General features: G+C 33.3%; 12 protein-coding genes and 1 riboswitch. Of the genes, 6 read left to right on the top strand and 6 right to left on the bottom strand.

Annotated features, from left to right (window positions below; genetic code table 11):
- Nucleotides 1-966 (bottom strand): cobalt-precorrin 5A hydrolase (locus tag QZU81_RS07000; RefSeq protein WP_295590694.1); only part of this gene is annotated, 966 nt, incomplete at its 3' end.
- Nucleotides 963-2000: a cobalamin biosynthesis protein gene (locus tag QZU81_RS06995; RefSeq protein WP_295590692.1), complete on the bottom strand. Its 1038-nt coding sequence runs from the start codon at nucleotides 1998-2000 to the stop codon at nucleotides 963-965. The genes QZU81_RS07000 and QZU81_RS06995, both read right to left, overlap by 4 nt.
- Nucleotides 2001-2065: 65 nt before the next feature.
- On the opposite strand from QZU81_RS06995, the gene QZU81_RS06990 reads away from it, so the two are divergent.
- Nucleotides 2066-2548, top strand: a complete 483-nt coding sequence (locus QZU81_RS06990) for a DUF2299 domain-containing protein (protein WP_292824303.1) — start codon at nucleotides 2066-2068, stop codon at nucleotides 2546-2548.
- Nucleotides 2549-3151: 603 nt separating this feature from the next.
- A complete protein-coding gene (locus QZU81_RS06985; protein WP_292824306.1) occupies nucleotides 3152-4315 on the top strand; it encodes a Cdc6/Cdc18 family protein in 1164 nt (387 codons plus the stop codon).
- Here QZU81_RS06985 and pyrB read toward each other — a convergent pair.
- Genes pyrB through hisG form a run of 3 tightly spaced genes read right to left on the bottom strand, consistent with a single transcriptional unit; the run spans nucleotide 4308 to nucleotide 6599 of the window.
- Complete coding sequence (gene pyrB, locus QZU81_RS06980) at nucleotides 4308-5243, bottom strand: aspartate carbamoyltransferase (RefSeq protein ID WP_292851271.1); 936 nt, start codon at nucleotides 5241-5243, stop codon at nucleotides 4308-4310. The genes QZU81_RS06985 and pyrB overlap by 8 nt on opposite strands.
- Nucleotides 5236-5742: a flavodoxin domain-containing protein gene (locus tag QZU81_RS06975; protein ID WP_292824312.1), complete on the bottom strand. Its 507-nt coding sequence runs from the start codon at nucleotides 5740-5742 to the stop codon at nucleotides 5236-5238. The genes pyrB and QZU81_RS06975 overlap by 8 nt, the downstream gene beginning before the upstream one ends.
- Nucleotides 5739-6599, bottom strand: coding sequence for an ATP phosphoribosyltransferase (gene hisG, locus QZU81_RS06970; protein ID WP_295590687.1), 861 nt, complete (start codon nucleotides 6597-6599; stop codon nucleotides 5739-5741). The genes QZU81_RS06975 and hisG overlap by 4 nt, the downstream gene beginning before the upstream one ends.
- 220 nt (nucleotides 6600-6819) lie before the next feature.
- Here hisG and QZU81_RS06965 point away from each other — a divergent pair, with 220 nt between their 5' ends.
- Both QZU81_RS06965 and QZU81_RS06960 read left to right on the top strand, forming a co-directional pair.
- The gene (locus tag QZU81_RS06965; RefSeq protein WP_292824317.1) at nucleotides 6820-7026 is read left to right on the top strand and encodes a histone family protein; all 207 of its coding nucleotides are present in this window, start codon (nucleotides 6820-6822) and stop codon (nucleotides 7024-7026) included.
- Nucleotides 7027-7072: 46 nt separating this feature from the next.
- Entirely contained in the window at nucleotides 7073-8377 is a 1305-nt protein-coding gene (locus tag QZU81_RS06960; RefSeq protein ID WP_295590683.1) for an amidohydrolase family protein, read from the top strand.
- On the opposite strand, the gene tfrA is transcribed toward QZU81_RS06960, so the two are convergent.
- The gene (gene tfrA / locus QZU81_RS06955; RefSeq protein ID WP_295590679.1) at nucleotides 8370-10013 is read right to left on the bottom strand and encodes a fumarate reductase (CoM/CoB) subunit TfrA; all 1644 of its coding nucleotides are present in this window, start codon (nucleotides 10011-10013) and stop codon (nucleotides 8370-8372) included. The genes QZU81_RS06960 and tfrA overlap by 8 nt on opposite strands.
- Before the next feature lie 225 nt (nucleotides 10014-10238).
- Here tfrA and QZU81_RS06950 point away from each other — a divergent pair, with 225 nt between their 5' ends.
- Together QZU81_RS06950 and ribB are read left to right on the top strand one after the other, a co-directional pair.
- Nucleotides 10239-10613: a DUF120 domain-containing protein gene (locus QZU81_RS06950; RefSeq protein ID WP_295590678.1), complete on the top strand. Its 375-nt coding sequence runs from the start codon at nucleotides 10239-10241 to the stop codon at nucleotides 10611-10613.
- A gap of 64 nt (nucleotides 10614-10677) precedes the next feature.
- Nucleotides 10678-10808: riboswitch (FMN riboswitch) on the top strand.
- A 54-nt stretch (nucleotides 10809-10862) separates the two neighbouring features.
- The gene (ribB, locus tag QZU81_RS06945; protein WP_295590675.1) at nucleotides 10863-11546 is read left to right on the top strand and encodes a 3,4-dihydroxy-2-butanone-4-phosphate synthase; all 684 of its coding nucleotides are present in this window, start codon (nucleotides 10863-10865) and stop codon (nucleotides 11544-11546) included.
- Nucleotides 11547-11548 lie beyond the last annotated feature (2 nt).

The raw sequence follows: 11548 nt of genomic DNA, 5'->3' as shown, positions 1-11548 counted from the left end.
TTTATAAATCAATTTTGAATCAAAGCCAGCAGTAATCAATGCTGAAGGTTCACAAACACCATAAATTCCGAATTTTGAATATACAAAATCAGATTTTTGAACATCCCTTGATTCAAATAATTTAAGCTTATCTATTTCAACGAAATTAACAGGTATATCCAACTCTTTTGAAAGCTGCAAAATACCAGTTTCATCCTTTTTAATTTCGGCAGATGCCAGCATATTGATTCTTGATTTGTGAATATTCAGCTCATCAATGGATTTGAAAAGTCCTTCCTGAATTTTTTCAAATTCCTTTCCACGCCTGCATCCGATTCCAACAACTATTTTTCTTTCCTTTAGAATAATTTCATGCCCTTCCAATGCAACATGAATTTCATCACTATCCACATCTTTTGAATAGCCAAATGAAACATCCATTTCAAGTTTAACTTTATTTAGATAATCGAATAAATATTCAAAATTCGCATCAGGATTGATTGTAAAATTAAGTTTCTTTTCATCTAAAATAGCCTTGTTAAAGAATAAAATTTCTTTGGGATTATCTATGGATAAATAAAGATCTTGAGCCAAAACATCAATTCCCAATCTTTGATTTACATCGGTTGAAGTGGTTATTACAGGAGTAGCATTTATCAAATCGGCAATTTTATGGGTTAGCTTGTTTGCACCTCCCAAATGACCTGACAATGTTGAAATAACAAATTTACCATTATCATCAACGTTTAAAATAGCTGGATCTGTGACTTTGGATTCTATCAGATTTGCAATTGACCTGATTAATATTCCTGATGCCATTATTGCAATTATTGCATCATATTCATAAAATAAAATCGGAAAATATTTTTTGACATTTTTATGATATAAATCTGTCCTTATGATGGTAGAGTCATCATCCAATTTTTCCTTTAGAGTTGAAGCCAGGTTTTTTCCTTTATCCGAAACTGAAATAATTGCTATTTTCATAATATCACATAAACTAATGTAAATAATACGATGACTGTTATTGTAAATAAAACAATTGATAATTTTGATAGATTAACAGCTTTTGAAATGTCATCGGCTACTATTTCTTTATTATTGTCACCTAAAATATATGTATCCTTTTTAATTAATTGAATGTTTAACGCTCCAGCAGTTGAAGCCATGGTATAACCTGAGTTTGGAGATGGACACTTTCTTGCATCCCTCTTCATGACATTGAAACTATTTTTGCCGTCCAATCCAAGAATGAATGCGGAAATTACAACAAACATTCCTGCTATTCTTGACGGAATGTAATTCAAGACATCATCTATCTTGGCTGGGAAAAATCCGATATGAATCAATTCATCGGTTTTATAGCCAAGCATTGCATCCATAGTGTTTGAAAGCCTATAAAGCATTGGAACCAACAACAGGAAATACAAATGATTTTCAATTGGACATATAAGAATTATCAAAGCAAAAATAAAGAAGTATAGAATTGGTGCAATATAGGAATCTGTTATGTTTTCCGTTAGGCTTTCAATAACGGCTGATACAATGAAACTTTCGGTCAACTCATCAGTATCCCTGCTCACCAGATATGAAACGGATCTTCTTGCCTTATTGATATCTTCATTCAAATCATCTTTAACGTCAATAGCCGTCTGCAGAAGCATATTAACAGAATAGGTTGATGATAAAAGTATTGTAAACACGATAAATAACAAAACAATATTGATTTTGAAAATAAAATAAATAACAAACAATAATATGGATAAAACAATACCTGCACATAAGACTGTCAGAACGCCAGACAATCTGTTCCTAATGTTGATGAACATATCCTTGAAGAAATTGATTATGGATCCCATTATAACAACAGGATGGACCCTTCCTGGAAGTTCACCCAATATGACATCAATTGCAAGTGAAAGTAGAAATGTGAATATAACAAACAAAAACAATTTTAATGAAACGATATCATTGACATTTGTAAACATTAATTTATTTATCAGTTCATTATATTCAATCATACTTTATATTATATATAAATAAAAAAATAAATAATTTATTATAAATTTTTATTAATGATGATATTATGATTAGTGAAGAAACAATTAAGAAATGGCTGCTCGACGAAGACATGTTAAGAGAAATGAGATATGACGAAAATGCTGATTTTCATTTTGTTGTCGAGTTTCCGAAAGACAATATAATGGATGTCGTAAAACCTAAAGGAAAGGACTGTATTGTAATTGCATGTGCAACTCAGGTTTCACCTGAACATTCCAACTTAATGATTCCGGCAAGCACCAAAACTAAAAAGGATTTTATTTTGGATTTGAACTTTGGTTTGAATAGCTTTCTTGTCGATTATGAACTTCAAATCAACAATGATATTCTCCAGCAATTCATCATTACCGATCAGATATTTGAAGATGGATTGACCAAAGATAATTTCGTTAAGGCAATGAAAAGAATCTTCAAGTCAAAGTTACATTGCATCTGGCTAATCGACAAGACTTTCGGCAGAATCTCCCCTAATGTCAACCAGACTAATGAAAACGACATGTTCATCTAGAGAGGGAGAGGTACATTTCAAGTATAACGTCTGCGAAGGTATATTCTGAACGAAGAGGTATATTTCAACTGTAACATTTGAAACTTATCTCTCTTATTTTTTCTTTATTTTTTGTTTCAACGTTGATTTCATGTTTTTCATTTTTTTACACTTGAAGCCCACCCCTTGATTTTGGATTTTTGCATAATAATATTTACACTTGAAATACATGTCTCTCTCTTAGTATAAATCATGATAAATTTTTTGAAAGTGATGTCGTTCAAGTCATCTGAGTGCTTATTTTCCATGTTTTCATTGGAAATTTACACTTGAAATTTTTATTTTATATTTGAAATAGTACAATTTCATATTTAAAATTTAATAGTCAAAAATGAAATATTTTTTAAATTAAAAACTTTAAAATAATTTTCACTAATTAATATTAATTTTAAATTGTTTTTATTTGATTTAAAGAAAAATAAATTATTTATTTTTTCACAACAACATATGTTTTATTAACTTTTTGCAAAATTGTAATAAAAACCTTTATTTATGATAGGTTTAATACTATTAACACTGGAAATTATACTAATAATTTTTATCAAATTTTTTTAAGGTGGATATATGTCAAATATTTTTGAAGATTTGGAAATTGAGGAATCAATATCTCCCACCATATTCAAGGATAAGCGTCCTTTGGATCATAGGTGGCTGCCTGAGAAATTGGTTCACAGGGATGAACAGATAAGGCAAATAGCCAAATATTGGGTTGATGTTTTAAGTGGTGTCACTCCCTCCAACGTAACCCTTTATGGAAAGACTGGAACTGGAAAGACAGCAGCATCAAAGTTTGCACGTGAGCAGCTTATCGATATAGCTCGTAAGAAGAATGTTTTTGTAAAAGTTGAATACATCAGATGCACTGATTACACTACAGAATATCAGGTTATTGCAGAATTATGTAACAGATTGGGACGTGATGTTCCGAATAGGGGTTGGACAAAAGGTGAAGTTGTAAATACATTTAGAGATATCTTCAAACCTGATGTTTTTGCCAGAAAATTACATTTAATCGTTATTTTAGACGAAATTGACATCCTGCTTAACAAGGATGGGGATGGAATATTATATACACTTACAAGAACAGGAAATGTTTCAGTTTTATGCATAAGTAATTATTTGGATTTCAAAAATTTAATCAATTCCAGAGTTACCAGTAGTTTAAATGATAAGGAAATTGTATTTCCACCTTACGGAGCTGATCAATTGTCAGACATATTGGCTGAAAGAGCAGAATTATCCTTCAATGAAAACATATTGGAAAGTGATGTCATTCCATTATGTTCTGCAATGGCAGCTAAGGAAGAGGGTGATGCAAGATATGCTCTTGATTTGCTTAAAAATGCAGGTGAATTAGCTTTTGATGAGGATTCAGATATCGTAACAAGCGATCATGTAAGAAGAGCAAAAGAAAAAATAGAACACAATAAGGTCATTGAAATCATATCCACTTTACCAGTTCAACAGCAAAGACTTTTGGAAGCTATTCTCAGTTTGACAAAACAGAAAGAGGAGATATCCTCCGGAAAACTATATGATGCTTACACAGACATATCTAAAAAGGATGCTGTTACCTACAGAAGAATATTTGACTTTATAGGTGAGCTTGAGATGTTAGGTATAATTTCTACGAACACTGTTTCACGTGGCCGTGCAAAAGGAAGAACAAATATAATTAAGCTTCAATGCGATGAATCATTACTTGAAACAACCCTTTACACTATTTAGGGTTGTTTTTTATCAATGTTTTTAAAATAGCCATTCTCACAGGAACGGCATTTGCAGCCTGTGTGAAATATTTGTTATATTTTGTGTGATCCACATCGTCGGCGATTTCATCGATTCTTGGTAAAGGATGCATAACAATCAAATCTTTACCTTCCAACATTTTTTTATTGATAATATACGCACCTTTTATTTTTAAATAGTCATCAATGTCACCAAAGCGCTCTTTTTGTATTCTGGTAACGTATAAAACATTCACATCATCAATGATTTCTTCAATTGTGTCAACTTCTTCATATTTTACATTTGTATTATCCAAGTCATGAAGAATTTCCTGAGGCATTCTGAGTTCAGGCGGTGACACTAAATATATTTTTACATTATTGAATAGAGTTAAGGCATTGGATAGGGAGTGTACTGTACGTCCGAATTTCAAATCTCCAATTAAAGCTATTTTTAAATTGTCAATATGACCTATTTCATTTTTGATTGTATATAAATCGAGTAAAGTCTGGGTTGGGTGTTGACCTGCACCGTCACCTGCATTAATGACGGGAACATCTACAATATCTGATATGAATTTTGATACTCCTTCCATTTCATGTCTAATTACCAGTGCATCACAGTACCCTTCAAACATTTTTGCGGTATCTGCAATACTTTCACCTTTTGACACAGAACTGGATCCGCTTGTTTCAAATCCAATACATTCACCATTTAAACGTTTCATGGCTGTTTCAAATGACATTTTTGTTCTTGTTGAAGGTTCAAAAAACATTAATCCAAGAATTTTTCCTTTAAGCTCTTCGGATACTTCCTTTGATTTTGCGATGTTTTCCAGTTTTGATGCTTCATCTATGATATATTCGATGTCTTCTCTTTCAAAGTCTTTTATTGAAATTATGTTTTTTAGTTTAAAAATTCTAATCAACCCTTTTTTCAATCAAATTATTTATATAATCGGCAAATTTGTCAATTTCATCCATGTTTAAAACGGGAAGTGATTTTCCATATTTCTTGTAACTGTTAATTAAATTGTTTGTTTTTCTTTTTTCAATAAAGTTTCCCTCATCTGGATCTAATTCATATCCAAAGTTTGAGTTCATGCATGAAGAGTTAACCAGTTCTTCAGTAAATGTTTTGTTCAATCTGTCTCTTGTATCTATTCCCTCTTCACAGTTCATTACTAATGCCACAGGCTTTTCCTGCAGGGTCTTTATATTTCTTGAAATGTATCTTTTCAAAGCATTCTGTACTTTCCCATTGTATGCAGATCCAGCAAGGATTATAAAATTGTATTTTAATAAACACGCTGTTTTTGCCTTTTCAATTGGTATTAACTGTACATTACCTTTGATTTTATTAGATAATAGTTTACAAGCTTTTTTTGTTGATTTGCTTGAAGTTGAATAGATAATTCCTATTTTCATATTATTCTTTCAATTGGCACAACAAGAATATCCTTTGCACCGGCATTTCTTAAATCATTTACAAGTTCAAAAACCTGCTTTTCATCAATAACAGCCTGAACGGCAACAGTCTTTTCATTAGACAATACTTCTGAAATTGTCAATCCACCCATTGATGGCATTACATCCTTGACTTTATCCAAATCGGCTTCTTTGACATTCATCATAATCAGTTTCTTTCTATCTGCATCAAGAACTCCCTTAATGCTTGTGCTGACAGCTTCAATCAATTCTCTTTTGTCGTTCAAACTTTGTCTGTTAGCAATGAGTTGAATTGTGCTTTCCAAAATGGTATCAATGATTTCAAGATGATTCATTTTCAATGTTGTTCCAGTGCTTGTCAGGTCAGTGATTAAATCGGCAATTCCAATAAATGGGGCTGCTTCTGTTGATCCGCTCAATTTAACTATTTTTAAACTTAAACCTTTTTTCTCAAGGTATTTTTTGGTTAGGACTGGAAATTCAGTAGCTACTTTCATATCATCTGTAATGTCGTCTATTGAATTTATATTGGATTCTTCAGGGGCTGCTAAGACCAGTTTTGTCTGTCCAAATCTCAAATCAAGCAGTTCACAGACATCCGCTTCATTTTCGTTGATTAAATCTACACCTGTTATTCCCATATCTGCAACTCCATCGTTCACAAATTCAGGTATATCGGATGCTCTTGCAAACATAACTTCAATATTTTCATTAAAGGTCTTGGAAATCAATTTTCTGTTATTTTTATCGATTAATCCTAATCCTGCTTTTTCCAACATGTTTATTGAAGGTTCACTTATTCTTCCTTTGGAAGGAATAGCAATTTTTATTTTCATCGTATCTACTCAATTTTTTTATCTCAATATTATATTATTAATCATGTATTAAATACTTTTGATAATTTAATTTTATCTTATTTAATTAAATTCATATTATTTTTTAATAATAGCCATAATTTTGCAAAATATTTAAATATTAAGTTATCTTATATTGTTATTTAACTTATGATTTGATATTATAATCATAAGTTTTGATAAATTATTGTGAGGTGAAAATATGTCTGAAATACCAAAAGCTCCTATCGCAAGAATTATTAAAGAATCTGGTGCAGAAAGAGTTAGCGAAGATGCAAAAGCTGAATTAGCAGCATACTTAGAAGAAGTAGCACGTGACGTAGCTAAAGAAGCAAATGCTGTTGCAAAAATCGCAAAACGTAAAACTGTTAAAGCAGATGATATTAAATTAGCTATCAAAAACTTATAAATAGTTTTTTAGCTTTCTTTTTTTTATTTTTTTTAAGGTGTCATTTATGAATGATAATACTATTTTAATTAAAAATGCATTTATTTTAAGTCCAAATACAAATTTTGAAGGAAAACAATCACTTTTAATAAAGGATGATGTGATTTCTGAGATTGCTCCGCAAATCGATGAAATCGATGTTGATAAAATTATTGACGCAACTGGAAAAATTTTGCTTCCAGGATTAATTAATACTCATACTCATTTATCCATGACTTTATTCAGGGGATTAGCTGATGACTTAAGTTTAGACAGCTGGCTGAATGATCATATTTGGCCGATGGAAGCTAACCTTAATGGAGATTATTGTTATATCGGCGCTCTTTTAGGTGCCGTTGAACTTATCAAATCAGGAACAACCACATTTTCCGACATGTACTTTTACATGGAAGATGTAGCCCGTGCAGTTGATGAGGCTGGAATCAGAGCTGTTTTGTCATATGGTATGATTGATTTTGGCGATGAAGAAAAGAGAAAAAATGAAATAAGGGAAAATTTAACCCTATTTGAAAACTGCAATGGAATGGCAGACGGAAGAATCAAGGTTTTCTTCGGACCGCACTCTCCTTATACAGCTTCAGAAGAATTATTGATTAAGGTCCGCGAATTGGCAGACAAGTATGGAATGGGTATTCACATACACGTTTCAGAAACCCAAAAGGAAATCAATGATGTTTCAGAAGAAAAAGGTTTAAGGCCATTTGAATATTTGGATAAAATCGGATTATTGGGTCCTGATGTTGTTGCCGCACACAGCGTATGGCTAAGCGATGAAGAAATTGAAATTATCAGAAAAAATGATGTTAAGGTATCACACAATCCATGCAGTAACATGAAATTGGCTTCAGGTATCGCTCCAGTTTCCAAATTGCTGGAAAATGATATTTGCGTTTCTATTGGAACTGATGGCGCTTCTTCAAATAACAATTTAGATTTAATTGAAGAATTAAAAACAGCTAGTTTACTTCAAAAAGTTTCCACCTTGGATCCTAAGGTATTGAATTCTGATGAAGCTATTGCAATGGGTACCATTAAGGGTGCTGAAGCTTTAGGTCTTGATTCAGAAATAGGTTCTATTGAAGTAGGCAAAAAAGCGGACATTATTTTAATTGATACTAATTCAGCTAATATGGTTCCGGACAGTTCTTCTTTAAGCTCCAATATAATTTACTCCGCAAATGGTTCAAACGTCGATACAACTATCTGCAACGGTAAAGTATTAATGGAAAATAAGAAATTAACAGTTTTAGATGAAGATGAAATTTATGCTAAAGCCAGACAGGCAATAATAGAATTAAAAGAAGCTATCTAGCTTCAAATTCTATTTTATTTTTATTGAATATTATACTCTTTTTCCACTCGTCTTTTGTTTCAGGGAAATCTGATCTGAAGTGCGCTCCCCTGCTTTCCCTACGAAGTATTGCTGATTTGACGGTCAGGATGCAGATTTCAACCATGTTGATTACTTCAAGGGCATTAACCAATTCGTCGTTATATTGTTTTTTATCGCTGACGTCTAGGTTTTCAAGGTCTTTTTGCATTTCCTGAAGCTGGCCTAGGGCTTCATTCAATGTTTTCTCATCCCTTACAATAGCAACTTTTTCCCACATTAGGTTTTTGATGTTGTTTTTAAACTCCAATGGTTTGATTGTGCCTTTCTTGATTAGGCCTTCGATTCTTGAAGCTTCTTTTTCTACTTGTTCTTCATTTGTTTTGAGTTCTGTTGCTTTAGCAGCTTTTGATGCACTTTCTCCAGCTATTTTACCGAATACCTGAGTATCGGCCAAAGCATTACCGCCTAAACGGTTTGCACCATGAACCCCTCCGCATACTTCACCGGCACCGAATAGATTTTCCAATGATGTTGAAGCATCGGTGTTTATTTTCAGTCCGCCCATAAAGTGATGTGCGGTAGGCGCCACTTCTATCGGACCATGCTTGATGTCTACACCAACGTTTTCAAATTGCAGAACCATTGTTTCAAGCTTCTCATCAATATAATCATCATCTAAATGTGAAATGTCAAGGTAGACTCCGCCGTTTTCAGTACCTCTGCCTTCTATAATTTCCTGATAGATTGAACGGGCAACGACATCACGGGTTGCTAACTCCATTTTTTCGGGAGCATATTTGCTCATAAACCTTTCGCCATCTTTGTTTATGAGCTTTCCGCCTTCAGCCCTCACTGCTTCTGTTACAAGAACTCCCTTTTTGGATTCGGGAGCTACCATACCGGTTGGGTGGAACTGAACTTGTTCCATGTCGACCAGACTGGCTCCGGCTCTAAAAGCTATTGCAAAACCATCTCCATTTTTTTGGAAGGTGTTTGATGTTACAGGGTATAATTGTCCGGCACCTCCGCTGGCTAAAATTACTGATTTCGCTTTAAAGTAAATTAGGCTGGAATCCTTTAAATCGAGTCCGGTAGCACCGATGACCTGTTCGCCGTCGGTTACTAAAGATGTAATCATCACTTCTTCGATGCACTCGATATCCCTTCTGATGATTTCCTCTTTAAGAGCATTTAACAGTTCGGCTCCTGTTCTGTCACCTTGATAGCAGGTTCTCCTGTAGGTTTGTCCACCAAATGGCCTTTGGTCTATTTCACCTGATTCCTGACGGTCAAACAAAGCACCGTAGTTTTCCAAGTCGATTAATCTTTTCGGTGATTCGTTGACGAGAATGTCTACTAGCCTTTTATCGTTTAAGTAGCTTCCGCCTTTTAATGTATCATGAATGTGAGCTTCTATTGAGTCGTCCTTGTCTACGGTCTTAAATACTGCATTGTATCCTCCTTCAGCCATTCCGGTACAGCCTGACCTAAATGAAAGACCTTTTGATACAATTATTGCCTTTAGTCCCGCATCATCAACTTCAATAGCTGCTCTTGAACCTGCTCCACCAGATCCGATAATTAATACGTCTGTTGAGATAGTTTTTATTTCCATTTCCATTACCCTGTAAAATTCATTATAGTAATACTTTTATTTTTCAATTGTTAAATAAATTTCTTCAAAAATATTTATTAATCAAAATGAAGTAACTTATAGTATCTAATCTATATTTCTTAGATAAGATTTTAGCATATTTTTTCATAATGTGTTTAAATAAGAAATATCTTTAAAATTTTAATATTAACATGACTAATATCGATTTTAATTAGAGGTTATTTCATGAAAATTAATGGTGAAGTTACAACCGGTTTGGGAAAAGCGGCTTATTTCCTATCACAGGAGTTTTACTCTCTCGAGTTTGAAAGGAATTTGGGTTTTGTTCCATTCCCAGGAACATTAAATGTTGTTGTCAGTGATGATTATCTGGATGAAATAAATGAGATTAAGAATAATTGTCAAAATTTGATTAAGCCTGATGAGGGTTTTGGAGCCGTAAAGTATATACCGGCTAAATTGTGTGATGAGATTAATGGTGCCATAGTTTTTCCTGCAAAGACCACTCATGAGGAAAATTATCTTGAGTTCATTGCAGAGAATAAATTAAGGGATCAAATGAATTTAAAAGATGGGGATATTGTATCCCTAGAATTCTAATTATTTTTTAATTTTTAAGTGGAAATACCACAAAGTATTTTATACATGATAAATATATTTGATAATGCGTTCTCGGGGCGGAGTGAAATTCTCCACCGGTGGTGATTTTGTAAAAATAAGTCCACGAGCACAAAAAGTGTTGATTTGGTGAGATTCCAAAACCGACGGTGATAGTCCGGATGGAAGAGAAGAAAATAAGTATTTTAGTTATTTTTAGCCCTGGTTCTAGTATTATAAGGAGAAATTACTATGAATCAAGAAACAAATTTAGATGAAGCTTTAGAAGCTATTAGAAATGGTGAGTTTGTACTCGTTTTTGATGATGATGATAGGGAAGGGGAAGTTGACATGATTATCGCTTCCGAGTTTGTAACCCCTAAATCCATTGCAACCATGAGGAATGATGCAGGTGGATTAATTTGCAATTGTTTGCACGCTGATTTTTGTGATGCAATTCATTTGCCGTTTATGGTAGATATTATGGAAGCGGCATCAGAAAAATATCCTGAATTAGCTAAACTTGCACCAACTGATATTCCATATGATGAAAGGTCTTCATTTTCTGTTTGGACCAACCACAGAAAATCATTCACTGGTGTAACAGACCATGACAGAGCAATGACCATTAGTGAAATGGCTAAAATGATGAAAGAAGAAAGATTTGATGAATTCGGGGCTACCTTTAGATCACCTGGACACGTATGTCTTTTAAGAGGTGCGGATGGTCTTGTTAAAAATAGACAAGGACACACAGAAATAGGTCTTGCTTTATGTGAAATGGCTGGCGTTACTCCTGTTTGTGTAGTTTGTGAAATGATGGACGGTGAAACCGGACAGGCTACTTCAGTTGCCGACGCTCGCAAATACGCCGAAGAAAATGGATTGGTCTTGCTTAAAGGCGAAGACATCATTAATAAATATTTAGAGGAATAAAT

This window comes from uncultured Methanobrevibacter sp. (assembly GCF_902770715.1).
Classification (GTDB): domain Archaea; phylum Methanobacteriota; class Methanobacteria; order Methanobacteriales; family Methanobacteriaceae; genus Methanocatella.
Note: the sequence above shows the minus strand (reverse complement) of the source record. Positions and strands in the feature narration are given on the sequence as shown.

What these genes read in the sequence shown, in the direction of transcription:
- QZU81_RS06995 (WP_295590692.1), bottom strand. Translation starts at nt 2,000, where the DNA reads ATGATTGAATATAATGAACTGATAAATAAATTAATGTTTACAAATGTC.
- QZU81_RS06990 (WP_292824303.1), top strand. Translation starts at nt 2,066, where the DNA reads ATGATTAGTGAAGAAACAATTAAGAAATGGCTGCTCGACGAAGACATG.
- QZU81_RS06985 (WP_292824306.1), top strand. Translation starts at nt 3,152, where the DNA reads ATGTCAAATATTTTTGAAGATTTGGAAATTGAGGAATCAATATCTCCC.
- QZU81_RS06975 (WP_292824312.1), bottom strand. Translation starts at nt 5,742, where the DNA reads ATGAAAATAGGAATTATCTATTCAACTTCAAGCAAATCAACAAAAAAA.
- hisG (WP_295590687.1), bottom strand. Translation starts at nt 6,599, where the DNA reads ATGAAAATAAAAATTGCTATTCCTTCCAAAGGAAGAATAAGTGAACCT.
- QZU81_RS06965 (WP_292824317.1), top strand. Translation starts at nt 6,820, where the DNA reads ATGTCTGAAATACCAAAAGCTCCTATCGCAAGAATTATTAAAGAATCT.
- QZU81_RS06960 (WP_295590683.1), top strand. Translation starts at nt 7,073, where the DNA reads ATGAATGATAATACTATTTTAATTAAAAATGCATTTATTTTAAGTCCA.
- tfrA (WP_295590679.1), bottom strand. Translation starts at nt 10,013, where the DNA reads ATGGAAATAAAAACTATCTCAACAGACGTATTAATTATCGGATCTGGT.
- QZU81_RS06950 (WP_295590678.1), top strand. Translation starts at nt 10,239, where the DNA reads ATGAAAATTAATGGTGAAGTTACAACCGGTTTGGGAAAAGCGGCTTAT.
- ribB (WP_295590675.1), top strand. Translation starts at nt 10,863, where the DNA reads ATGAATCAAGAAACAAATTTAGATGAAGCTTTAGAAGCTATTAGAAAT.